The sequence below is a fragment of the Streptococcus hongkongensis genome (assembly GCF_053206145.1).
On sequence record NZ_JBRUGD010000012.1, the window covers coordinates 56,079 to 80,545 of the forward strand.

Annotated in this window: 16 protein-coding genes, 7 tRNA genes and 6 pseudogenes; 7 read left to right on the forward strand and 22 right to left on the reverse strand. The window is 36.7% G+C overall.

Annotation, left to right across the window (positions count from 1 at the left end):
* Nucleotides 1-57 precede the first annotated feature (57 nt).
* The 3 pseudogenes from ACVRZD_RS08145 to ACVRZD_RS08155 all read left to right on the forward strand — a co-directional run.
* Nucleotides 58-463, forward strand: a pseudogene (locus ACVRZD_RS08145) (IS3 family transposase); the annotation flags it as partial.
* A 730-nt stretch (nucleotides 464-1,193) separates the two neighbouring features.
* Nucleotides 1,194-1,322: pseudogene (locus ACVRZD_RS08150) on the forward strand (transposase); the annotation flags it as partial.
* Nucleotides 1,323-1,334: 12 nt separating this feature from the next.
* Nucleotides 1,335-1,667: pseudogene (locus ACVRZD_RS08155) on the forward strand (transposase); the annotation flags it as partial.
* 89 nt (nucleotides 1,668-1,756) lie between these two features.
* Here the strand turns inward: ACVRZD_RS08155 and ACVRZD_RS08160 are convergent.
* The 7 genes from ACVRZD_RS08160 to ACVRZD_RS08190 all read right to left on the reverse strand — a co-directional run bounded on the left by ACVRZD_RS08160 (nucleotide 1,757) and on the right by ACVRZD_RS08190 (nucleotide 8,898).
* On the reverse strand, nucleotides 1,757-2,788 hold the full coding sequence (locus ACVRZD_RS08160; RefSeq protein WP_037625209.1) for an aldose epimerase family protein: 1,032 nt from the start codon (nucleotides 2,786-2,788) through the stop codon (nucleotides 1,757-1,759).
* Nucleotides 2,789-3,204: 416 nt separating this feature from the next.
* Nucleotides 3,205-4,356 carry an N-acetylglucosamine-6-phosphate deacetylase gene (nagA, locus tag ACVRZD_RS08165; protein WP_037625208.1) on the reverse strand — a complete coding sequence of 384 codons (1,152 nt, stop codon included), beginning with the start codon at nucleotides 4,354-4,356 and terminating at the stop codon, nucleotides 3,205-3,207.
* Nucleotides 4,357-4,490: 134 nt separating this feature from the next.
* Nucleotides 4,491-4,895, reverse strand: a complete 405-nt coding sequence (locus tag ACVRZD_RS08170; protein WP_037625207.1) for a PTS sugar transporter subunit IIA — start codon at nucleotides 4,893-4,895, stop codon at nucleotides 4,491-4,493.
* 11 nt (nucleotides 4,896-4,906) lie between these two features.
* Nucleotides 4,907-5,716 (reverse strand): PTS system mannose/fructose/sorbose family transporter subunit IID, encoded by an 810-nt coding sequence (locus ACVRZD_RS08175; protein WP_037625206.1) that lies wholly within the window; start codon nucleotides 5,714-5,716, stop codon nucleotides 4,907-4,909.
* Nucleotides 5,703-6,587 carry a PTS mannose/fructose/sorbose/N-acetylgalactosamine transporter subunit IIC gene (locus ACVRZD_RS08180; protein WP_037625205.1) on the reverse strand — a complete coding sequence of 295 codons (885 nt, stop codon included), beginning with the start codon at nucleotides 6,585-6,587 and terminating at the stop codon, nucleotides 5,703-5,705. The genes ACVRZD_RS08175 and ACVRZD_RS08180 overlap by 14 nt, the downstream gene beginning before the upstream one ends.
* Nucleotides 6,588-6,628: 41 nt before the next feature.
* Nucleotides 6,629-7,114, reverse strand: a complete 486-nt coding sequence (locus ACVRZD_RS08185; protein ID WP_447450424.1) for a PTS sugar transporter subunit IIB — start codon at nucleotides 7,112-7,114, stop codon at nucleotides 6,629-6,631.
* A complete protein-coding gene (locus ACVRZD_RS08190; RefSeq protein ID WP_037625204.1) occupies nucleotides 7,111-8,898 on the reverse strand; it encodes a glycoside hydrolase family 35 protein in 1,788 nt (595 codons plus the stop codon). The genes ACVRZD_RS08185 and ACVRZD_RS08190 overlap by 4 nt, the downstream gene beginning before the upstream one ends.
* A 144-nt stretch (nucleotides 8,899-9,042) precedes the next feature.
* Here ACVRZD_RS08190 and agaR point away from each other — a divergent pair, with 144 nt between their 5' ends.
* Nucleotides 9,043-9,756, forward strand: a complete 714-nt coding sequence (gene agaR, locus ACVRZD_RS08195) for a transcriptional regulator AgaR (protein WP_037625203.1) — start codon at nucleotides 9,043-9,045, stop codon at nucleotides 9,754-9,756.
* A gap of 84 nt (nucleotides 9,757-9,840) precedes the next feature.
* Here agaR and ACVRZD_RS08200 read toward each other — a convergent pair whose 3' ends face one another.
* The 8 genes and pseudogenes from ACVRZD_RS08200 to rlmD all read right to left on the reverse strand — a co-directional run bounded on the left by ACVRZD_RS08200 (nucleotide 9,841) and on the right by rlmD (nucleotide 21,798).
* Nucleotides 9,841-15,405 carry an endo-alpha-N-acetylgalactosaminidase family protein gene (locus ACVRZD_RS08200; RefSeq protein WP_080730839.1) on the reverse strand — a complete coding sequence of 1,855 codons (5,565 nt, stop codon included), beginning with the start codon at nucleotides 15,403-15,405 and terminating at the stop codon, nucleotides 9,841-9,843.
* 287 nt (nucleotides 15,406-15,692) lie between these two features.
* Complete coding sequence (gene lacD / locus ACVRZD_RS08205) at nucleotides 15,693-16,676, reverse strand: tagatose-bisphosphate aldolase (protein ID WP_037625201.1); 984 nt, start codon at nucleotides 16,674-16,676, stop codon at nucleotides 15,693-15,695.
* 11 nt (nucleotides 16,677-16,687) lie between these two features.
* Nucleotides 16,688-17,863, reverse strand: coding sequence for an SIS domain-containing protein (locus ACVRZD_RS08210; protein WP_037625199.1), 1,176 nt, complete (start codon nucleotides 17,861-17,863; stop codon nucleotides 16,688-16,690).
* Between the two features lie 43 nt (nucleotides 17,864-17,906).
* Nucleotides 17,907-18,638: a GntR family transcriptional regulator gene (locus ACVRZD_RS08215; protein WP_037625197.1), complete on the reverse strand. Its 732-nt coding sequence runs from the start codon at nucleotides 18,636-18,638 to the stop codon at nucleotides 17,907-17,909.
* Nucleotides 18,639-18,713: 75 nt separating this feature from the next.
* Nucleotides 18,714-19,058 (reverse strand): annotated as a pseudogene (gene dcm / locus ACVRZD_RS08220) (DNA (cytosine-5-)-methyltransferase).
* 413 nt (nucleotides 19,059-19,471) lie between these two features.
* A pseudogene (locus tag ACVRZD_RS08225) lies at nucleotides 19,472-19,624 on the reverse strand (replication initiator protein A); the annotation flags it as partial.
* A gap of 120 nt (nucleotides 19,625-19,744) precedes the next feature.
* Nucleotides 19,745-20,060: pseudogene (locus ACVRZD_RS08230) on the reverse strand (replication initiator protein A); the annotation flags it as partial.
* Between the two features lie 376 nt (nucleotides 20,061-20,436).
* The gene (rlmD, locus tag ACVRZD_RS08235) at nucleotides 20,437-21,798 is read right to left on the reverse strand and encodes a 23S rRNA (uracil(1939)-C(5))-methyltransferase RlmD (protein ID WP_447450425.1); all 1,362 of its coding nucleotides are present in this window, start codon (nucleotides 21,796-21,798) and stop codon (nucleotides 20,437-20,439) included.
* A gap of 117 nt (nucleotides 21,799-21,915) precedes the next feature.
* On the opposite strand from rlmD, the gene recX reads away from it, so the two are divergent.
* From recX to ACVRZD_RS08250, 3 genes are all read left to right on the forward strand, one after another.
* The gene (gene recX / locus ACVRZD_RS08240) at nucleotides 21,916-22,692 is read left to right on the forward strand and encodes a recombination regulator RecX (protein WP_037625316.1); all 777 of its coding nucleotides are present in this window, start codon (nucleotides 21,916-21,918) and stop codon (nucleotides 22,690-22,692) included.
* An 80-nt stretch (nucleotides 22,693-22,772) separates the two neighbouring features.
* Nucleotides 22,773-23,306: a nucleoside tri-diphosphate phosphatase gene (gene ntdP, locus ACVRZD_RS08245; RefSeq protein ID WP_037625195.1), complete on the forward strand. Its 534-nt coding sequence runs from the start codon at nucleotides 22,773-22,775 to the stop codon at nucleotides 23,304-23,306.
* 50 nt (nucleotides 23,307-23,356) lie between these two features.
* Complete coding sequence (locus ACVRZD_RS08250) at nucleotides 23,357-23,668, forward strand: DUF960 domain-containing protein (RefSeq protein ID WP_037625193.1); 312 nt, start codon at nucleotides 23,357-23,359, stop codon at nucleotides 23,666-23,668.
* An 80-nt stretch (nucleotides 23,669-23,748) separates the two neighbouring features.
* Here the strand turns inward: ACVRZD_RS08250 and ACVRZD_RS08255 are convergent.
* From ACVRZD_RS08255 to ACVRZD_RS08285, 7 genes are all read right to left on the reverse strand, one after another.
* Nucleotides 23,749-23,820: transfer RNA gene (locus tag ACVRZD_RS08255), tRNA-Glu, on the reverse strand.
* A gap of 15 nt (nucleotides 23,821-23,835) precedes the next feature.
* Nucleotides 23,836-23,909, reverse strand: a tRNA-Ile gene (locus tag ACVRZD_RS08260).
* A 36-nt stretch (nucleotides 23,910-23,945) separates the two neighbouring features.
* Nucleotides 23,946-24,018, reverse strand: a tRNA-Thr gene (locus ACVRZD_RS08265).
* 12 nt (nucleotides 24,019-24,030) lie between these two features.
* Nucleotides 24,031-24,112 (reverse strand) — tRNA-Leu (locus ACVRZD_RS08270).
* Between the two features lie 7 nt (nucleotides 24,113-24,119).
* A tRNA-Lys gene (locus ACVRZD_RS08275) sits at nucleotides 24,120-24,192 on the reverse strand.
* A 72-nt stretch (nucleotides 24,193-24,264) separates the two neighbouring features.
* Nucleotides 24,265-24,337 (reverse strand) — tRNA-Asp (locus ACVRZD_RS08280).
* 4 nt (nucleotides 24,338-24,341) lie between these two features.
* A tRNA-Val gene (locus tag ACVRZD_RS08285) sits at nucleotides 24,342-24,414 on the reverse strand.
* Nucleotides 24,415-24,467: the final 53 nt, after the last annotated feature.

Genomic DNA, 24,467 nt, shown 5'->3' on the forward strand with positions numbered 1-24,467 from the left:
TGACAAAAATAATTCTAATTTAGCAAAACAATAATATCAACACGTAGTTACTAAGAAATTAACCATATTTTCTCTGATAGTAAGTTTAGAAATAGTGCAAGAAAAATGAAACAAGTTTCTGAGATGGAGGGAGTCAAGTTGTCTCGTCGCCGAATTAGACGTATTATGAAAAAACTAAATCTTGTATCAATTTACCAAGAAGAATCATTTAAAAGGAAAGAATGAGATAGCTATCCCTAATCATTTAGTTAAACAATTTAATGAACACAGGCCGCTAGAAGTTCTCGTAACTGACTTAACTTATGTTCGTTTAGGAAAGCGCTGGGCTCATCTCTGTTTTATTATTGATTTCTATCATAGCGAAATCATCGGACTTTCTATTGTTTGGTACAAGACGGTTGCTCTAGTTAAACAAGTTATCCAAACTATTCCTTATACTTTAACAAAAGCCCCCCTATTTCATTTAAATTGACATGTCCCCTGTCACTGGACTATCCAGTGAAAGGGGTTTTTGGTATGAAATATAATGATAAGTTTAAGTTAAATGCAGTAAAAATGTATCGTTCAGGTAAATGGGGTGAGCACCAGAAGGTATCGGACAAAAAAACTTTAGAAAAAGAATAGCACATTAAACTTCTGTTGAGCCTTTTTGTCTTGTAAGAACGAGATAAAGGGATTTACCCTTTATCATCATAACAAATATCGGAATGGCTTGCTTTTAATAGAATTCTTTGGGGTTTACTCTGTTTATGTCCATTGTCAACGCTAATTAGAACAAACTCAACTTGTTAGTTGCTGGACACTTTGTTAGAAGAAAAGTTTTTAAGAAAATCCTAAAAATACAGAAAAGACTTCCTTTAGAACTAAAAGTTAGAGTATGGCGACCGATTATTTATATTGAAGAATAACTTGACTAATATGTTTGCTGAGAAGTGACTGAATAATCGCCAAATATGTTTACCACCCACCTATAATGTATTTAGTTCTTTGACCTATGATTTTGTTTTTCTTCTTGAACAATCAAGGTTCTAAGGTTATGATTAATTTAAACCTAACATTTGTGGAGTATTTTAATGAAATCCTTGAGGAGATTTTTATTAATCGTCTTATTACTATTTGTTTATGGGGAATAGGTTACACTAAACTAGACAGTCTTATAAAGTATTCTAAACTAAAGAAAATAAGAGAACATTATGACTAGAAAAGTACGCCAGCAATTTACAGATGACTTTAAACAACAGATTGTTGATCTTCATAATTCTGGGAAAAAACGAAGCGAGATTATTAAGGAATATAATTTAACACCATCTCCCTTTGATAAATAGGTTAGACAAGCAAAAACAGAAGGTGGACATCAGAAACAAATTCATTACAATCCGACTTGGAATTATTTTAAAGAACTCATAATAGAGAAACTACATAGCGAAAAAGGCTCTCAAATTTATGCCAAACACAAGACAAATGTTAAACCCGTTTTTGGCAGATTGAAGAGTATTTTTGGTGTGCATAAAGTACATGTCAGAGACAATCAGGCTGTCCAAACAGAGTTGGGATTCCTCTTCATGAGTATGAATCTCACAAAATTGGCCAAGAATATAGCCTCAAAAACTTCAACTACTCAAAAACCACACAGTGATTCTTTCGTCTGGATTGTTTTCAAGACATAAATCACTGTGTGGTTTTATTTTGAAGCTAGTTTTTGCCCAGCCTCATGCTTTTATATAGAATAAGTTTACTTCAAATATTATCCACTTTTCTAGTTGTAGCGATAAGAAATACGATAGGTCTTTTTCTCATTTGGCAAAATGGTAATATCACCAAAATCCGCATGATTGATCGCATCTGGCAAGGTCTGTGCTTCCATTGCGATCGCTTCTCTTGGCAAAGCTGTTTGGCCACAATCTCTTTCAAAAAACAGATTTGAAAGGATGTCATCCATTGTGTAGATAACGAGGGCATTGCGATCTGAAAAAATTGACAGTTGAGTATTACTTTTCTCATCCCTTAAAACAGCAATTGGTAGACCATTTTTATGGGTATCTGGACGAATGCGAAATGCTGCATCAAAACCATCATTTGCGATAACTGCTGGCCATAATGCCTTCATTTCCCTAAAATCATGAGGCCTGCCACTAACATCAAGAAACCTTCCTGTAGGAATAAGGTCACTGTCAGTTTCCAAATAATCATCACTTGCCACTTGCAAGGAGTGTGTTGTTAAATCCTGGCGATCACTTAAATTAAAATACACATGATTTGTTGGGTTAAATAAACCTAGTTTACTGGCATTGTTACCTTCAAATACAATATCAAGCTGATTAGCATTGGTTAAGGTATAAGTAATACAGACATCAATATCACCAGGAAACAGATCATCACTTTCCTTACAACTCATCAAAAATGTAACACTAGCTTCTCCAGCAGATAGGTTTGTTCGATAATGCCAATTTCGTTTATGAAACCCCTTTGAGCCACCATGTAAGCAATTTCCCTTTTCATTAGCCTCAACGGTGAAAGACTGGTTATTCAGTCGAAAAGTAGCTCCTCCGATACGACCTGCAACACGACCAATAGATTGACCCGCGCAAAGAGGATCTGTCAAATAATCACTCACAAACTGATGACCCAAAACAATATTTTTCTCACTTGCACCATCTGGCACCTTAAAAGATTGCCAAGTTGCTCCCAATGTTAAGCATTCTACTTTAACACCAAAATCATTCATTAACGTTATTTGCGTGATTTCTTCTTGCCCAATTTTTTCAATGATCTGTTCGATTATTTTCATTAACCTTCCTCCTAAGTATGCAATAGCTAAATAGCATCATAAATTAACAACTCTAAAATCGCATATATACACGATGACTTTGACTTTTAATTGTATAGTTAATCTAGTTTTTTACTTCACCCACATCAGATATTTCTTTGCGAAGAACTATGAAATAAAGTATAACCCAAGCTTTTTAGATATTTGAACTGTTTCATGCTATTTACATTTGAAAGATAATATCTAAGAGAAGCATGACTTATTACCGCATTAATTTTAGAGATTGTTTAAACCGAAATAAAGACATTGAATTATTTCAGAACATTGCTTTGACACTGTAATAAAAATAATTATTATTTTTCAATACTTCATTATTTAAACTATAATAGTAATGATTTAATAACTGATTACTCATAATTGCCTAAAAAATCTCTTTCTTATATATTTTCCCAAACTTTTTCACCATCAAGGAAAGTAGCTTGTAAATGCAAATCCTTACTTAAAATGATAAAGTCAGCAGCATAACCTTCTTTAATCTGACCACATACATCGTCAATCCCAACAGAAATAGCTGGTACAAGAGTTGCCATCTTAACAGCTTCTTCTGGACTAGCAAGTCCCCATTCAACAACATTACGTAACCCATCTTTAAGTTTCAGGAGTGAACCAGCAAGTGATCCGGAACCTTTTAGACGTGCTGTACCATTTTCAACGGTAACTGGAAGCTCACCAAGCATATAATCGCCATCTACACAACCTCCTGCTCGCATACAGTCTGTGATAAGTGCAACATGATCATGACCTTTTTGCTCCATTAGGATATCACAAGCTATAGGGGACACATGGTGACCGTCACAAATAAGTTCAGCATAAGTATTTGAAATATTATAAACGGCACCAACCATACCTGGTTCACGATGATTAAGTCCTCTCATACCATTGTAAGCATGAACCCAAACAGAAGCTCCTGCTTTGACAGCTGCTTTAGCTTCACTATAAGTAGCATTAGAGTGACCTAAAGCTACTACCACCCCCTCTTGGGTCAAGATAGAAATAAACTCTTCAACACCTTCGCGTTCAGGTGCTAAAGCAATCTTCTTAATGAGTCCCTTAGCTGCTTTTTGCCATTCATTAAATTCGTCTAAACGAGGATTTTTCATGTAAGAAGGATTTTGAGCCCCTTTAAATTTTTCAGTGAAATAAGGACCTTCAAAGTAAATACCCCGAATTTTTGCACCTTCAACTTTTTCAGCTACTGAAGCAACTGTTGCTGAAACATCACGTAGACGTTCAAAATCTGATGTCAGTGTCGTTGGCAAGAACGATGTAACACCAGTTGATAATAAACTTTTACTCATGATTTTAATGCCCTCAGCTGAATTGTCCATTACATCTTGTCCTGCAAATCCATGGATGTGAGTATCAACCAAACCCGGAGCAACTTGATAGCCACTATAATCAAGGACCTCTGAATCAACAGGAACATCTTTAGTCCAATTTCCAAAGACTCCTTGATTAATTTCAAGGTAACCACTTACTTTGGTTTCAGTAGGTAAATAGAAACAATCCGCCTTAACATAAGTAGTCATACGATAGACCTCTTTTCTTAACTCAAATTATACACTTCTAAAAACGTTTAAAAGTATAAATACTAAAATAGTTTAAATTTATATAAAGAGAAAGCAGCCCCCTAAAGAGCTACTATTTTCTCTGAGTAAAACCATTAATCATCTTCATCATCGTCTACAGCAGACAACAATTCATTGACATGATGGATATTGTCCTTACCATAGTTCAAGACATCAGCATCAGTTTCAAGAAGAACACCGTTAAGGTAACCAATTACCATTGGCATGTTCATCCCTGTAAAAAGGTCAAAGTCATAACCTTCCATAAGCAGACGTGAGACAACATTACAAGGTGTTCCACCCATAAGATCAGCAAAGACAATATAGTCATCAAATTGATCAGCAACTTCTAAGAATTTAGCTTTAAAGTCATCTGGACCTTCTGAAGGCAATAGAGGGACAACATGGATCGTTTCTTGAGGACCCATAATCATTTCAGTGCTTTTTTTAAGTTCTTCGCAGAACATACCATGACTGACGAGAATTAAATGTTTTGCCATGATAGCCCCTCCTAAACACCAAAGATTTTGAAGAATGCCATAAGAAGTGCGAAGATAATGATAATCAAGATAGCTTTAGATGAAGTCATACCTTTACGTCCAAGTAACCAGAAGATAAGTCCTGTAAAGATTGCTGGTATCAAACGTGGAAAGATTTGATCAAAGAGGTCTTGAATATTGATGACTTTATCACCAATGGCTGGAGCAGCAATGAATTTGAAGTTAATCATAGTTGCGATAAGAGCACCAACCATGAATACACCCATTACAGAAGCTGCTTCAACTAATGAACCTAGACGGTCTTTCATTGTCGTTACAAGTTTAGTACCTTCTTTATAAGCAACTTCCAATTGTTTCCAACGGAAGATATTAATAGCAAATGCTACTGCTATCCATAAAACAATACCAAGTGGGTTCCCTTGCGTAGCCAATGAAGCTGCAATTGATCCCATAATAGCTGGTACTAATGAACCAAAGAGTGAATCTCCGATAGGAGCGAACGGCCCCATAAGACCTGTTTTAATACCGTTAACAGCGTCTTTAGCAGCCACACCATCATTTTCTTCAAGTGCCATATCAATTCCAACGATAATAGTATGGAAGAAGTTAGAGGTGTTAAAGAATTGAGTATGAGTCTTCATCATTTCCTTCAACTCAGGAGTGTTATCTCCGTACATTTTACGAAGTTGAGGAAGAATCATGTAAAGGTAACTTGAGCCTTGCATACGTTCATAGTTCCAACCCCATTGGAAGGTAAAGAGACTACGTTTATTCATTTGCTTAAAATCTTCTTTTGTTAATTTGTAATTAGATTTCGTCATCTTCAATTTCCCCACTTTCTGATTCAACTTGTGTAGTAGTATTTACTGCACTTCCAGCATTTTGGCTGTTTTTGTAGTGAATAGTTGCAAGAGCAGCACCGATGATAGCAATACCGATCATTGGCAACCCTTTGAACGGGCTAGCATCAAATCCTTTAACAACAGTTGCTACATTTGTTCCCAAAAGTTGGATGTTATTATAAACAACTGTCAACATTGCTGTAACACCAAAGCCGAGTGCGAGGTAGTGAAGGTTACGTTTAACAGGAAGGTAGTGAAGTAAGATAGCAAACCCAAGAGCAGGAAGCATTTTACCAGCAAGTGTAAGACCATCAGCTAACCATTGCACACTAGCAACCCAGTCAACGATTGCTTGTACAGCACCTGCACCAAATGCAAGAGCAATGAATACTGGCAAAGCACGAGAGAGAGCCCATGGAATTGCACCATAGAGATAATTGCGTTCAATAGCTTTATAGTCTTGGGCTTCTACATATTTATCAATGCGATGTGCAAAGAAAGTAGTTGAGAATCGTCCAAGAACGTCAGTATATACCATGAGTGCAGCTACTGGAACAGCAATTGTAGAAACTGCCAACTCTGGTTTAATACCACTTGCAACTGAGAAAGCTGTTGCAAGAACAGCACCTGAAGTAGCATCGATACGAGATGCCCCACCAAAAGTACCAACACCGAGTACCATAAGTTGTAGAGAGCCACCAATTATCAAACCGGTTTTAATATCTCCCATAATAACACCTGAAATAAACCCAGCGAAAACTGGCGAACCAGCTGAAGATACAATAGTCAACTCATCAAGGATTTGATAAGCTGAGTAGAGTGTAAGTAAAAGAATTTGCCACCATTGCATAGTGTTCTTCCTCCTAAAAATTTTTCAAAAATACACGATAATTATCTAACCTTATCTAACAATGGCATGAAGTCTTGTGGACTATCACCTGGAACCATTTGAGCAATAAGTTTAGTACCCTTAGCATGAATAGCATCAAAGTCTTGAATATCTTTATCAACAACATTGATAGAACGTGTTACTGAACGTGTTTCGTCAGTTTGTGACATATTACCAACATTAAGTTCTTCCAAAGTTACTCCTCTTTCAAGCAATCCAAGGAAACGATCAGGTCTTCTAGCAACGACCATCAAACGTTGAGAATCATATTTACCAGCTAAAATATTAGTAGCTGCTTTTTCAATATTAAGAATAGAAAGTTTAACTCCAGCTGGCGTAGCTAATTTTAGAGCTGTTTTTTCCAAATCGTTTGAAACGATATCGTCATCAACAACCATAATACGGCTAATATTGCGTGAAGTTGTCCAAAGATTAGCGACCTGGCCGTGAATCAGACGACCATCAATACGCGCGGCAACAATTGTCATGAATTTTCTCCTTTTTCATCTATAATAGATTTTTTAACAAAATTGATTGTATCCTGATAAATCCCTTCTGTTTCAAAAACAATTATTCTGTTTTCTCCAGTATTGAAGAGACCATGTGGGATATAGAGTGTATGAATAGGACCACGGTGCCAATAGCGACCTATATTGAAACCATTAACAAAGACAACACCTTTACCAAATCCTGACATATCTAGATAGGAATCTTCAGGATTATCTACATTAAAGTCAAACTGATAAAAACTTGGGGGGCCTTGAACCCAAGCTTCATCTGAGCAAGGCAATTCAGACATGTAATCGAGTGGTAGTGTAAAGGTTTCCCATTTGCCCACAAAATGTAAGTCTATTATCGCTCCCCGACCAAGTCCTTTATGTTGAGTTGGTGCGGTAAACTTATGACCGTAATTTACACGCGCCATATTTTCAACCAAAATATCCAGCTGGTTTTTACCTTCAACTAAGTTGAGCTCAATGTCGCCACCAATTTCTTCTTGATATTGAGTTGCAATTTTTTGCCCGTTAAGGAAAACTTGAGCTCTATCTCTTGCGTCAATCAAGCGAAGCTTTTCGGTTCTATCACGATCACTATTTTCCAAATGTCGGTAATAGATATAGCCTGTATTTTGTCCTAGACTTTCCATGTTTTGAGGATAGAAGCTATCTGTAGATGAGCTTAACTTATTAAGAATTGAACTCAGATTTCTCTTTTCACTTAATGGCACATCTGTGATTGCCATACTTGGCTTAACTAGTGGTTCTGCAAAAGAAAGTTCCGGATAAACTTCTTTTAAGCGTTTTTGCAACGCAAAGAATTTTGCTGTCGGGTTCCCAGCTTCATCCAAGATAGCATCATAATCATAAGATGTAACTTGTGGTAAATCCTTTTGATCACGCGCTGAACTACCATTCATAAAGCCAAAGTTAGTTCCACCATGGAACATATAGAGATTAATCGAACCTCGTTCTAAGGCTTCCATTACAGAATCGGCAAGTTCTTCTGGATCACGTCGAATGACTTCTTCGCCCCAGCGATTAAACCATCCATCCCAGAACTCCATACACATAAGTGGCCACTTCTTATTGTGCTTGTCCATGAAACTTTGTAAACATTCAAAGTTTTCACTAGCTCTTGAACCAAAATTACCAGTAACTAAGATGTCTTCATCAATTAAGCTACCTGCTTCAAGGGCAGTATGCCAAGGACCATCTGATGTAAAGAAAGGCTGTGTCAATCCAAATTGTCTCATCATTTGACTGAGTTGATTGAGATAAACCTTGTCTTCACCATAGGAGCCAAACTCATTTTCTACTTGAAACATGAGAATATTGCCACCTTGGCTTAACTGATGCTTAGCCAAACGTGGTAATAATTCTTTGTAATATTGATTAACCAAGTATAGGTAGACTTGGTCACGAGATCTCACTCTAACATTTTTTTCTAGAAGCCAGGCTGGTAAGCCACCCCATTCCCATTCTGCACAAATGTAAGGAGATGGTCTGACAATAGCATAAAGTCCAAGTTCATGTGCTGTGGTCAAAAATTTTTCAATATCCAAGCCACCTTCAAAATCGAACTCACCTTCATGAGGCTCGTGTAGATTCCAAGGAACATATGTCTCAACTGTATTAAAGCCAAGTGCTTTTAGATTATAAAGAGAGTGAACCCAGTCATCAGGATGTATCCTAAAATAATGAATAGCACCCGATAAAATCTTAAATGGTCTAGCATTAAGGTAGAACCTTTCTTTAACGTCAAAACATTCCATTTCTCACCTCTTAATGTCTGTAATCGTTTTCTATATATATAATAACTCTTTTTTGTGGTATTGTCCAGTTATTTTTTGCTTGTTTTTTTGTTTTTTTTTTAGTAAAATGATAGACATTGTAAATAAAAGGAATTAATGAAATAAATGTCCAAAAAAGAACCCAAATATCGTCTAGTTCAAAATAAACTTCGCCATGAAATTACTTCTGGAAAATTTGAAAACGGAGACCAATTTTATACTGAAGCTGAATTACTAGAACTCTTCGATGCCAGCTCCATTACCATTATTAGAGCATTGAAAGAACTTGAAAAAGAAGGCTTCATTGAACGTCGTCAAGGTATCGGCACTTTCGTTACTCGCTCACGAAAAGAGAAACTTGTTAAATTTACAGATAAAGAGCGGTTTAATTTTTCCAATGACCTTGTAAAAGTTCTATCTGTTGAACGTGGTAATGATCCTAATTATATGAAACTGTTGAAATTGCATAAATGTGAATATTACTATAAAATTTCTCGTGTTCGTTTTGATGGGGATCAACCCTACATCTTTCATCAGTCCTATCTCCCGCATGATTTTGTAACTCCCAACCTCTCACTTGAAAGCTATTCTTCTATTTATAACCGTTATCGACATGATTTCAACATACATATGCTAGAAGAATCTTTCCAAGAAACCAATGAAATTGTTCTTCCGGTCCCTGAGCAAGTTAGATCCTTGCTTAAGTTGACTGAGTATGAGCCTGCCATTTTACAAATTAAAACAACGACTAGTAGGAAACTAGGACGTGTCCTAGAATACACGGAAACCTATAAGCATTGGCATTATTTTAAGTTTGAAATTCGTTCAGAAAAAGACTAAAAACCTTAATCAAATTTTCCTTGATTAAGGTTTTTTCATTACTGATTCATAGACAAAATGCAGAGCATAAAACTAATTAATATATTAAATTAAGTCTTTCTTTTTCTTGTAGGAGAGAGTTGCTGTTATGCCTAGAATTAACGTACCAAACAAAGCGAGAGTATTTGTTTCTTCACCACCTGTTTCTGGTAATTGTTTACTGCTTATTTGAGTAAATTCTTTAGTTTGTTTACTAGTTTCTTGATTTTGCGCTGGATGATATGATAAAGTCTCTGTTGTTTTATACACGAGAACATAATCAGAGAAGTGAGTCACATCAAAGGAAACTAGATTACCATTTTGTGTAAATGCAAGACTTTCACTAGCACCAGTTGTTGGTAAAACATAATAGACTGCTTCCACTTGTTTGCTGGTATCACCAGTAATTGTTACTTTTACTGTTCCTTCTGGTTGAACACGTTGACCTTGATCATCTACTAGATAAATATCATAAGCAACGTAGTTTTTACCAACAAGAACAGAGACATTACTCAATCCATCTAATATTGGCTCTGCAATAACTTTGACAGCTTTTTCATTTCCAGATAATGTTACAGATACCAAACCATCTTGGCTAACTAAAGTCTTATCCTCAGTTATTGGTGCTTTATCTGATTCAATAGCTAGAAGTTTTTCAGCCAAATTCGTAATAAGAGTTGGTGTTAATAAATCATCTTTTTCCACTGAATCTTTGTAAGATTTAATAGCTTGAACAGCTGCTTTAGCTTTTTCTCCAGTTTGAGTTTCAGCCTTAGCTAAAGCTTGGTCATAAGCAATTGTATCAAGTTTAGCTACGACTTGCTCAGGTACAACCAGGTAAAGCTCAGCAGCTGACATGAACATATTCGGCTGATTACCGTATGATGCTGTACCAGTAAAGATAACTTTAGTGGCCTTGATTGGTGTATCAAAGTTAATAGTTTTAACATTAGCATCATCTGCCCAATTACTTGCTATAAAGGTGTGCTCCTTGCCCTGATTATCTGTTACCACGAGAGTTGCTGCTTGAAGTCGTCCGTTAGAACCGCTGCTACGTGGTAAATATTCAAAACGTGTGATGGTTGTTGGTTGAAGCAATGGAATAGTGGCAGGTTGATTGATAGTTTCTGAATACCATGGTGTGTGCCACAGTGAACTTGCATTCTTATCAAATGCCTTTTCTAATTCCTCACCACTTTGTGCTGGGGCAGTCAAACCGTTCCTATCAATATCAGATAATTCAACAGCATATTTTCTAATAACTAAATTTTGACTAGCTGTATTAACAGCATGAGCTAATACTTTGGCTTGATCAACAGTTAGGTTAGGATTGTTTTGAGCATCCTTCAAGGCCAATACAGCATCTTTGTATGCGTAGACTGAAGCTGATGTATAGGTTTCAACGCTCGGTAAGGTAACTTTGCCTAAAGCTGCTTCAATAATGGTTTGTGGAGTTACTTCAATTTCTTCAATAACTAAGTTATCCATAATAAAGTCATTGTATCCACGGAAGTTAGTATTCCCTCCAATATCTCCATGTGTATCAGAAGATATATCCGTTGAGAAGATACCAACCCAAGTCTTACCACTGTCAGCTCCTTCAACAATAAAGCTGACACGTTTGGCTTTGTCGCTATCTGTCCAAGTATTTGCAAGGGTAGTCAATTCAACACCAGTTACCCCCTTGTATTGCCCTTCTCCAACTGCAAAGGCATAGGTATTATCTGAACCAGCCTCATAGTCAAATGAAACTCGATAATATTTACCAGCTTGGAAACGGAAATTTTGTGGAATAGTTTGATAAACGAGGTTATTTTGTCCAACAAGACCATTAGTCTTAAGTGACCAATTACCATCAATTACATCAGAAACTTTTTTGCCATTCCAGCCACGTTGAGTATAAGGATCATGTTTTTCAGATAAATGAGTTCTGTTATCTTCAACTCCCTCAATACCACCGATAACAAATGGGAAAATTCCTTGTGGTTGATTTTCAAAATCTTGTTTCAAGACAGCCTTATTTGCACTGGTATTATGAGCACCCGCATAAAGTGTTGATTTATTTTCAAAGATACGAATATCATCAAAATAAGTTGCTGCAGCATCAGCTTCACGACTAAGTGTCAAGGTCACATCTGAAACATCTGAACCTGTTGTGAAGAAAACATACATGTTTTGGAAGTAACTAGTGTTATCAACCGTTGCATTTTGTTTCCAAGTGTTGTGAGCATATGCTTTAATGTAGTTCAATGCTAAGGATTGATCAGCATAAGTTGACAAGGATTGTCCATTCGCTGTAACAGTTAAAGTAGCTTTAGCATCGCTACGATTATCAACACCAACATAAGCTGCATAAGTTGTATTTGGCTTCAAGTCTGTTAATTTTTGACTTAAACTGATGGTTTCAGTGTTACCAGCCACGCGCAACATACCATTAGCTCCTTGAGATTTAACAACACTAGCAGCACTTGTTGGACCAGAAATTGTCCATTTATCAAGGCTTGCACTGTTAAATCCTTGGTCATAAATGTGCATGCCATCACTCCAAGAAGCCTCTTTTTGAACTTGTTTAGTCTTATAGAGCACATAAGCTTGGTTGGCTAATCCTGACAAGTTGATATGACCATTTGTAATGGTGATAGCTTGTTCTTCTATCTTACCTTGGTCAGTTAATTTGTAAAGATAAGCTGTACCAGTCCAATCTGCTGGCAATTGCCATGATGTTTGACCTGAATCTGTATTGAAATAATACATTTTTTCTTTATCAGCAGTCAAATCTTTACCATCTTGATCCCAATACCAAGGTAGAAGATAAGCTGAGCCATCTAATACGGTACGCCCATTGATTGTGAACTTGCGTTGACGATAAGCTTCACTATTTACATCATTAGATTTTCTCGTAACGACAACTTTATTGCCTTTGTCATCAGCTAAACGCACTTCCATTTCTGGTGTCCACTTATAAGTTTCACCATTATCAGTCATAGTTACAGGATTTCCTAGAATCCAGTTTGTCACAAGATAATGTTGAAGGAATTTCGTTGGGACATCATTAGCAAACAAGTTGGTTACATAGCCATTGTAGTCACTACGTCCTTGCCAACCTTCAAAGTCCTTCATATTATAACCACCGAGAAGGGGAGCATTAGCAGCACCACCGTACGATTTGAAGTCTCCATCCCAAGAATCTTTTTGATGATTGCGGATGAAGCGGGCAATATCGCTATTAATGCCTTTAAGTGTGTAGCCTCCGTAAGTCAAGTCAGCAGCCCAGTGTTGGAAAGTAGAATCGTATTCACCAGCATAGCCCCATTCAAAGGCAGCACGCCAACCATGGTCGTTAATTTCCTTAGCTAATTGATGAGTTGCCCAAGCGCCATTATCGCCAGATTGTCCATTACCCCAAACATCAACATAAATAAAGTCAAGACCATCACCAAGTGCATTTTTCAATTCATCCCAACGTTGATTACGGTTATGAGACAAATCATAAGCAGCATCAATATTAATTCCTTGGTCTAACCAGTTCCAACCATAAGAGTAAGAACCATCTGCTTTCTTTTTAAGAATATCTTCTGTAAAGTATTTCGACTCTGGATAAGTTTCCGAAGCATTAACGTGAATACCTAGACGAGCACCATATTCTTGAGCTTTAGCAATGAGAGCTTTGAAGTCTTCAACACCACCAATACGGCTACCAATATCAGCATAATTTAGGTGACCAGAGTCGTGACCTTCGCTACCATACCCTTTCAAGAGGATTCCTTGTCCTAATCCATCAGTTTGAAGACCAATCTTCTTAATACCATCCAGGGTCATTAGGAATGGGTTCTGTGCATGTGAACCAAAGTTCATGGCAATACGATAGGCAACAATATCAGCAACTGATTCCCAACCTTGAGGGTTATTCATAATATCACGATAAGCAATGGCGGCATCTTGCCAGTCAACTGTATTATCATCATTGACATCGCGTGTGAAAACTACCTTAGAACTTGGTAACTCTAAAGTATAATCTGGATAAACAACCCCCTTATAAGAACGTTGATAATAGTAAGGTGAACTTGCTACACGCCCATAGGTAGATACTTGACCATCTTCAGAATAAGTTTTTGTATCAGCATGAAGTCTTGTATAGTCTTGACTACCGCCACCATAGCTGTATTGCGAATTGCTCCAAACACCTGCAGCTACCTTATCGGTAGAAACAAAACCATACATGTAGCCTCTGTCAAAACTGCTAGTATTTTCTTTAATGTCAACGTGGATGTCACCTTTTTTATGAGTATTGGTTGACATGGTTGCTCCATCAAATTTAGCACCGGTTTGGCGACTTGAAACAGAAACTAAACTATTATTTGAAAAATCGATGGTTTGAACCAATTTGCGTTTATCATCAATAGTTTGACCTGGTGCCACTGCATTATGATTGTCAATCTTGACCACATCAAAATGAGCTTGATTGTTTTCCAGTGTTAGCTCAACAGTTATATCCACGTTAATCAATTTAGCATCATCTTTAACAGCTAAGACATAACGAGCTTTATTATCAGAAACTTTCGTGTAGGTAACGATTGGTTTCACAGAAACATTATTAATTTTAAAACTATCGACAGCCTGTACTTGTCCATAAATGGTATCTTTACCAAAGAGATACTTATTGATTCGTGGAAATGCTTTGTCGATTTCAGCAGTCAAGTCGCCAGCTTTTATGGTATCATAAACCACTCCAGAATTATCTACAAGAATGGTGTCCGTCGGAACACTTGGTGTAGCTGGCTTAACACCTTCTTGATTATCAGTCTTAACTGCCACTTTAGTGACTTCATCACCATATTTACCAGTTTTAAGAGCAATAGCTCTATCTGCCAATAAAGCATCCATAACTTCTTTTGGCACATTATAGGTATCAAATAATTGATTACCATTATTTGTAGCATTTAATTGACCATCAGCCTTTAAGCTAATTTCTAATTGGTTTATTTGACCAGCTTTTGGCGCAGCTACACGAGCTCCATCAAACCATTGTCCGCCTCCATTTTTCTTGTATTCCCAGAACCAACCTGTCTTATCATAGCCTACAAAAATATTATTGTAAACATCCTTATAATGAAGAAAGACTCCAAAACGACTTTGGTCTGCCTGAGATTGATCAATATAATTCAGAGAAACTGTTGCAGAACCGTCAGCATTTGTTTCAAGGCCTTCTTTAACGAAGGTGGCTGCAGTTGCCCCATTATCATTTGCTTCATCTGGTGCTAATTGATTGTAGCGAACACCATCTTTTTCTTCTACTGTCACAGTCCCAGCTACTGTGGAATTGGCTGTCCATTCAGGTCTTGACTGAACTGTTTCCGCAGCAGCTTCTGTTGCTACAGTTGCAGTATTTGTAGCTTCTGAAGAGGTAGCTGTTGAATCATTGGTTACTAAGGTAGTTTCTGGATTAACAGTATTAATACTCACTTGTTCTACAGTTGTAGGATTCGTATTTGTATTAAGGTCTTCTGCTTGGACTAAGTCACCTGATCCTAATAAAAAGCTTCCTAATAAAACAGATGCTACCCCTATTGATAATTTCCGAATCGAAAATCTCTGACGCTTTTCAAAAAGTTCTTTAGCGCTTTTACTCATGTATTTACTCCTAATGAAATATTTTTAACTAATGTATAACTATCGTGACTAAAAGTGGGAGAACAGCCCAACTTTATCCTTTTTTCTCTTTTCCAAGTAACCGTTTACATTTTTATTATAAAAGAAACTAATGTTAATATAATCCCCATATTTTTTAGGAATACGATCTTTTTTAGTCTAAAATGAATAAAATAAGATTAACATTAGTTTTTTGAGTAATTTAACAAATGACACGAACCTTCCAAAATTAGGAATGTTTATGTCAATTGTAACTATTTTTAAATAGCTTATTTGATTTTTTCTTGCCAAGACTTAGCAGTTTTGACTAACACATCATTCAAAGCTTTGATGTTTGCACGACCAGTTGTACGTAACCATTCTCTAGCAGCTTCTTCACCATCTGTGATGTAAACTGGTACAGCTCCTGACCAGGTAGCACGGCCACAAAGAACCCCATTAAATTGAGCACCTGATTCCGCTGCAAAAACAAGTGTTTCTTGGAAAAGTTCAGCACTCACACCTGCACTGAGGTAAATGTAAGGAAGGTCTGTAGCTGCTGCTTGATCACGGAAAGCTTGTGCGGCTTCTTCTTTACTGAAGATAGCTTCACCTTGAGCAAAACCTTCAACATAAGCCATGTTAACAGGAACTTCAACTTTAAGAACATCAATGCCGTAACGTGGATCAGAGAAAACTTTCATAGCACCATTAACTTTAGCTGCTTTAACTTTAGCAAACTCAAGGCTGTTGTTATCAGCAATTCCTTCATCATAAGACAATATTTCTAAGAAGAAAGGAATCTCGTTAGCTTTACATTCAGAACCAATACGTTCAATGTATACCTGCTTTTGAAGGTTAATTTCTGCATCACCATCAACATCATAATAAAGCAAAAATTTTATAACATCTGCCCCTACTTCTTTAAGACGTTTTACAGACCATTCATTCAAACAGTCAGGCAAACGACTTGTTGTAGTCGCATCATAGCCAGTTTTTTCATAAGCTAAAAGCAAGCCTGCTTTTTCATTACGTACTTTTGTCGCTGGAAGTCCATACTCTGGGTCCAAAAGGATTGATGAAGCATATGGTGTCAATTCTTCTGATACCATGCTTTTAAGAGTTTCCATTTGTTCTCTGCTTGGTTCAGTATCTTGATGTTTTGCCATCATACGTTTAAGCGCACCACGTTGGTCAAAAGCCAAAGCTGAAATCAAGCCATCTTTACTAACAGCTTCAAGTAAACGTTTTTTGTTTTCACTAAGTTCTAACATGAGTTCTCCTTTTAGGCCTCATAAGGATGAATAGTAACACCCTTAACAACACGATTAACTGTACCAGTAGCTGAAGGTGTATCTGGTAAGTTATTCACTTTAATTGATGAAAGTAACGAAATGATTTGTGCAACAACAATCATTGGAAATGCAAGGTAAGCATCTGGCAAGAGTTGAACTTCTGCAAAGGCAAATGTTGTCCCTGTAAAGTTAACATCACCAACTTGAGTAATAGCAATGGTATCAACAGCAATATTATCATTTTTTACTTCTTCTAAAATATCAATATCATATTGACGCGTGTAAGGATCATTATTGACAAAATCAATGACTAAAGTCTCCTCATTAACAAATGATTTTGGCCCATGTCTAAATCCCATTGAACTGTCATAAACAGTTGAAATTTGTCCTGCTGTCAATTCCAAAATCTTAAGTTGTGCTTCTCTTGTCAAGCCTTTAAGGCTTCCAGAACCTAAATAAACAATACGCTTAAAGTCCTTATCAACAAATGATTGCAATTCAGCTTCACGTTTGATAACATCTTCTGCTAAACTAGAAATTAGTTCAACATAAGTTGACTTGTCGTCTTCGCTTACTTTTTGGTCAAAGACCAAGAGAGCTGACAACATCATACATGAGAAGCTACCAGTCATTGCAAACCCAAGATCATTTGAACGTTCTGGAGTTAAGAAAAGATAGGCATTTTCTTTTCCTTCAGCAATTTTTGCGAGTTCTCCTTCAGGATTACAAGTGATGAAAAGGTGGTAAACATTTGGCAAAAATTGATTGGCTAAATTAACCGCAGCCACACTTTCGGGACTATTACCACTACGAGCAAATGAGACTAAAAGGACTGTGTCTTCTGGATAGAAGAAATAGTGAGGAGTAGAAACCAAATCTGTGGTCCCAATGCTATAGAAACTTAGTTTATCACGGTCACTATTTGTTTGAAGGTATGGGGTGATGGTTTCTCCAACATATTCTGAAGTTCCTGCACCAGTGAAAATAATTTTCACTTTTTTACCATTTGCTTGTGAAATAACTTCTTCGATAAAGCTAGCCAAAGCAACTTTATTCTTTTGGTAGATTGCGTAAGTTTCACGCCATAGCTCGGGCTCTTGTTTAATTTCTTTTGTAGTATTTTTAGCACCCAATTTAATGAGCTCTTCTTCTGATAATGCAAACATCTGTTATTCCTCCATGACTAAGATAAGATAGAAAATGATTTACTTATTGTGGTGGGGTATGAGTAATACGATAATGAAATTGGTCTGCTCTTGCAATACTAAAGGTAAATTCAATCAACTGATTAGCTTGATTATATGTTTTTCGAATCATATGCAAAACAGGGTCACCTTTTTTGATCCCAAGCAACTGAGCTTCGTAATCTAAGGCGATGCTAGCATAGAATTCTTCATCAGCTTGTCGAATAACCTGATTGGAATCTTCAGCAAAAATAGTATATAGAGCCTTTTCCCTCAAAAGTTCTGGACCCAGAACAGAACAAAACTCACAGGGAACATAACTCCTCTCAAATATAAGTGCTTGGCCGTCAGCTTTACGCAAACGTTCAAATTCAAATACAGCAGTACCAATTTCAAGATTAAGATATTTAGATAGAAATACGGTTACGTCAATTTTTTCAAAATCAAGTAATACTGTTTCTGGACTTTTACCGAGTGCCTTCATTTGACTAGTGAAACTATAAGAGGTGGCCAAATCAGCTGGCCCATTTTTCATCCCTGAAACGAATGTTCCCTTCCCTTTCTGTTTATAAATCAGCCCTCTCATTTCTAGTTCCTTAAGTGCTTGTCTCACTGTGATTCTACTGACATTGTAGGTTTTGCTCATATCACGCTCAGAAAGCAACTTGTCATTAGCTGACATAGATTGTTTGATTTCCAACTCTAACATATCAACTAATTGTAGGTAGAGAGGTTGATCTTGTTTTACTAATGTCATCACTATCCTCCTGTTTGGTTATAACCACTATAAGTTTAATATATTGTTTGAGTGGTGTCAATAGATTTTTAAAAATTATGAAATAAAACACTTAAAAATCCCGCATTGTAAAATAAGGTGCAACAGTAAAGACATGTTCGTCTGACATACTAAAGTTGCGAAACAAAGTATACTAGAATGTCCAATAATAAAGACCCGTTCACGTTTTTGGGGTACTTGGAAATCCTTACTGTTAAGGACTTGCCATTCGACATCATACCCCAGCTCATCCAACGGTGGAGAGGATTATTCCAAACGTCCTGCCTAGTCGTGATTAAGTATACCTTTGACGTTTTCCAAGAATAAAAAACGTGGTTGGATTTGTTTGGTCACTCGAGCAATCTCAAAGAAGAGAGTCCCTCTAATATCTTCAAATCCCAATCGGTGTCCTGTGAGTGGAAATGCTTGGCAAGGAAATCCCCCCGCAGATGATATCCACTTGCCCTTTCAGTTATCTAAAGTCTTGGCCTAGGACTTGTCTAATGTCATGAAACTCTGCTTCTCCTTCTGTATCAAAAACGGCCTTATAAGCCCTTCTAACAAACTTATTAATCTCACAAAAAGGGGGCTCGCCCATACACTAATGACCTTGACGCTCAAGTCCTAGCCTAAAGTCACCAATTCCTGCAAATACATCTAAAAATTTCATGGCTCCTCACTTTCTAAAACAAAAAAGCATTACTTCGCTAACACCTCCTCAAATAAGATCATCCATCTCTGGCACATTCTTTATTTCATTCAGCATCCAGATAAAAGATAAGCCCCGAATATCTAGTAATATCCACCAAATCATTTTACACACTTCCTTTTGTTCCTTGTCGCCGAAACAGTTTGGTCCATTCAGATAACACACCATAAAAAACATATTCCACAATAACTTCGGTTGTCCTTGAGAACCACATGTGTTCAAGGACATAAGCATAGCGTTCTTTAAAATAGCTCATAGCTAATTCACTCCTTTAAATTTCACTAGGGTTGCTGGCTGGCTCGTCTGTTTTTGAGACTAGCCCCATATTTTTTTGACTACCACTGTCTGATAGAGTGAGGGTAAAAATTAACTACCCTAGATAAATCTTATTGGCCAATCATCCTTTTTAATAGATGACTGTTGGACCTCATCAATCAATCCGTACTACCTTAAGAGCTTTTTAATACTTAATAAGAGTAGCCTAGTAGTTCCATCAACTTACCGTTAGAATAAATCAAATAAATGACATCATCTTCATCAATCCATCCTTTGCTCAAGGATAACTCTAAACGGTCCTTAAGGCCTACATAAACTACCTTGACTTCCTCTTTATAGCATCCACTTTCAAACAAAAATTTTGGGAGCATATGGTACCACTCTAATGTCTGGTATTGACTAGCTGTAATGCGTTTTATGTTCTTCCTCCAAATCTAAAAAACTTAACTGCCCGTCTTGATAAAATTAAATCAAATTTGAATATTCTAAATCATAAACCCACTGCACTACATCATCTAAAGTAATTTTTATATCAGACATGAGATGATACCTTACAGGTTAACTAACTATATTAATATTACTTTGCAAACTGCCTTCTGAAAATAAAAAAGCTAGAACACTTAAAAATGTTCTAGCTGAACTATAATAAAATATGACGTATCTATTTTTTGTCTACGCAATCAACATCTAAACAAACGTTCACATCAATATATGATTTTTGAACTTTTTTTATGTCAAAATCACTCTTTTCAATAAAGACAAAACGCTTGAAAAAGTGCTTAAAATAAAAGATTTTCAGACATTGCTTCGTTGTAGCTTCACTACACACTCCGTTCGTGCAGTATGAGGAAACATATCGACAGATTGAATATAGTCTACCTGGTATATTTTTGCTAAGGAAACTAAATCTCTAGCCAATGTTGACGTATTACATGAAACATAAACCATTTTTTCAGGTTGATAAGTCAGAATCATTTGTAGTAACTTGTCATCCAAACCCGTTCGTGGTGGATCAACAATAATGGCATCTGCTCGATAACCTGATTGATACCATTTAGGAATAACGTCTTCTGCTTTTCCCACTTCATACAAACTATTGCTTATCCCAAGTGAAAGAGCATTTTCCTTGGCGTCAGCTATAGCCTCAGGTATAATATCCATCCCTCTGATACTTAAAACTTTATTCGCAAAGGCAAAGCCAATTGTTCCAACCCCGCAATAGGCATCAATAATATGATCGGAAGGCTTTACCTGCAAAGCTTTTCTAACCTCTTGGTAGAGAACTTGCGTTTGTTTAGGATTCAGTTGGTAGAATGCACGAGGCGACAAGCTGAATTGGTAATCTAATACTTCCTCATTAATTTTGTCTTCTCCCCAAATTATTTCAGTTTCCTCACCATAAATATCACTTGATTTTGACTTATTATGATTAACGGCAATAGTCATAATTTGAGGATGGAGAGTTACCAAATCACCTACCAAATCAGTTAGTCGAACACTCTTGCTCGTTACAATAATGACTTGTATTTTTTGACTAGCCAAGGCTTTACGAATCATAACAGTACGGACACCATCAATTTTTCGTTCATTAAAAATAGGTAGTTTATACTTATCTAACAGATTAACAATACTATTAATCACCTCTTGAGTTGCCTTATCTTGTACCAGACAGTCGTCAATGGTAACCAAATGATGACTATTTTCAGCAAACAGACCAGCACTAACTTGACCCGCAAAGCGTCTTGTTTGGAATTGCAACTTTGCCCGATAATGCCAAGGTTCTTCCATCCCAATCGTCTCTTTAATCAAATAATTCTCATAACCTTCTGGTTTAAATTTTTTTAGGGCTTGTTTGATGATATCCGTTTTAAATTGGAGTTGCTTTGGATAAGCAAGATGCATGATTTGACAACCACCACACTCTTTATAAATAGGACATTTAGGTTCTACTCGATCCTTAGAGGCTTTATTAATAGTTAATAGCCGTGCTTCCACAAAATTACGTTTCACTGAGGTAATTTGACAAAAAATATCCTCTCCTTTTAGTGCACCTGGTACAAAAACGAGCGTTTTTTTATAATAACCAATTCCTTCCCCATTTATTCCCATCCGCTTTATTTTTAAAGGAATTTTTTGTCGTTCTTTTAGATAGTTCATTCTGACCTCTTTATACTTTATGTCTTATTTCTATTGTCATATACTTTAATTGCTTAATAGTTCTTATAGCAAAGCAGTCATCTTCTATTTTACCATTTATTTGGTATAATGATTAGTATGAAGATAAGTAAAATTGAAAAGAAAAAACGCTTATATTTACTAGAATTAGATGATTCAGAAAAAATGTATGTCACAGAAGATACAATTGTTCACTTCATGCTCAGTAAAGGCATGTCCATAAGTCCTGAAGAATTGAAATCAATGAAGGCATTTGCACACTATTCACATGGTAAGAATCTGGCACTTTATCACCTTTCATTTCAAGTTAGAACCAAAGATGAAGTCAAAAAATATCTCGAAAAACATGCTATTGAATCGCCTATTATTGAGCAAGTTTTAAAAGACTTAGAAACAGATAAGTGGATCGATGATTGTAAGTATGTTGAAACCTATATTAGACAAAATGCCTCAAACGGAGACAAAGGCCCAATGGTTTTAAAGCAAAAACTTATTCAAAAAGGAATTTCTGGAGGTCTCATTGATCAAGAACTGCAGAAAACCGATTTTTCAAAAATTGCTAAAAAAATCGCACATAAAATCATTAGTAAACAAGAAGGAAAGCTACCTCCAAAAGCCCTAAAGGATAAGTTAACACAACAAATGGTTACAAAAGGTTTTTCATTTGACCAAATCAAAACAATAACAAGCACAATTGATTTTAATAACTATGATGACAATACATCTAACTTGCTTGAAAAAGAAATGGACAAAGCTTACCGTAACTACTCTAGAAAATACGAGGGCTATGCCTTAAAACAACGGCTTTTTCAAGCATTGTATCGTAAGGGGTTCGATAGTGATGATATCACCAGAGAACTACGTAACTATCTATAAGTCACCCAAATTGAGTGATTTTCTTTAACATTTATGATAAAATAAGTCTGATAAGTTTAATTGTAGAAAGTTGGTTGGGCATGAGATTACCTAAAGAAGGCGACTTTATTACAATTCAAAGTTATAAGCATGATGGTAGATTACACCGCACATGGCGTGATACTATGGTACTAAAAACAACTGAGAATGCTCTTATCGGCGTAAACGATCATACTCTCGTTACAGAAAGTGATGGTAGACGCTGGGTAACTAGAGAACCAGCTATAATTTATTTTCATAAAAAATATTGGTTTAATATTATCGCAATGATAAGAGACAATGGCATTTCTTACTATTGCAATCTCGCTAGTCCATATGTTTTAGATGGTGAAGCACTCAAGTACATCGATTATGATTTAGATGTAAAGGTCTTTGCAGATGGCGAAAAAAGATTGTTAGATGTTGATGAATACGAACAACACAAAAAAGAAATGAACTATACAGAAGATATGGATTTTATCCTGAAAGAAAATGTAAAAATTCTAGTTGATTGGATTAATAATCAAAAAGGGCCATTTTCAGAAGACTATATCACAATTTGGTACAAACGTTATCTTGAACTGAAGAATCGTTAATAGTTGTCTGGCACTCCATTGGAGTGCTTTATCACTTGAAAGGAGACAAAATGGCATTTCAAAATACAAAAGCACGCTATGCCAGTTTTGGAATAGCAACAAATATCCCTCCTGAAATTATTGACTCTTTTTGGTCTGTCATAGATAATAATTTAAAAGGTGTCTTTAAATTAGACAATATCCTTATTTTTTCAATAGTCAATAATAAAAACAAAACTGCCATTGAATACAATGACAGAAAGAAAAAAATTAGGATTGTTATTGACACACCTTTTCAATTTAACCCATTCTTACCTAAAAAAATTTATGTGATCGATAATAAAGGAACTGAAACGATCTTACTTGCCCATGAGATACACTGATAGCAAAAGAGCCCAAGGGCTCTTTTTTAGTTAGTAAAATATAGAAATAAAAAAAGTTCTCATTACTGAGAACCATACTATAGTCCGTACGGGATTCGAACCCGTGTTACCGCCGTGAAAAGGCGGTGTCTTAACCCCTTGACCAACGGACCATAATAAATTTTTAATGGGCACGAGTGGACTCGAACCACCGACCTCACGCTTATCAGGCGTGCGCTCTAACCACCTGAGCTACGCGCCCAAGCTAACGCTTGGAAAATATATTTGCAAAAAGCAATGCCGGCTACATGACTTGAACACGCGACCCTCTGATTACAAATCAGATGCTCTACCAACTGAGCTAAGCCGGCCTATACTCTTTATGCGGGTTAAGGGACTTGAACCCCCACGCCGTTAAGCGCCAGATCCTAAATCTGGTGCGTCTGCCAATTCCGCCAAACCCGCTTTAAGATGACCCGTACTGGGCTCGAACCAGTGACCCATTGATTAAAAGTCAATTGCTCTACCAACTGAGCTAACGAGTCTTTTCTTTTAAAAACGTAACAAGATTCGCTTGTCTTATTTCCAAATTGAAAGAGTCCACTGGACTCTTTCAACGGTCCCGACGGGAATCGAACCCGCGATCTTCGCCGTGACAGGGCGACGTGATAACCGCTACACTACGGGACCTTTATGGGAGTTAACGGGTTCGAACCGCTGACCCTCTGCTTGTAAGGCAGATGCTCTCCCAGCTGAGCTAAACTCCCATGTTTGGAACTTTAACTCAGCTGGGCAGTGTAGAAAGCTTTCGCTTCCCCTA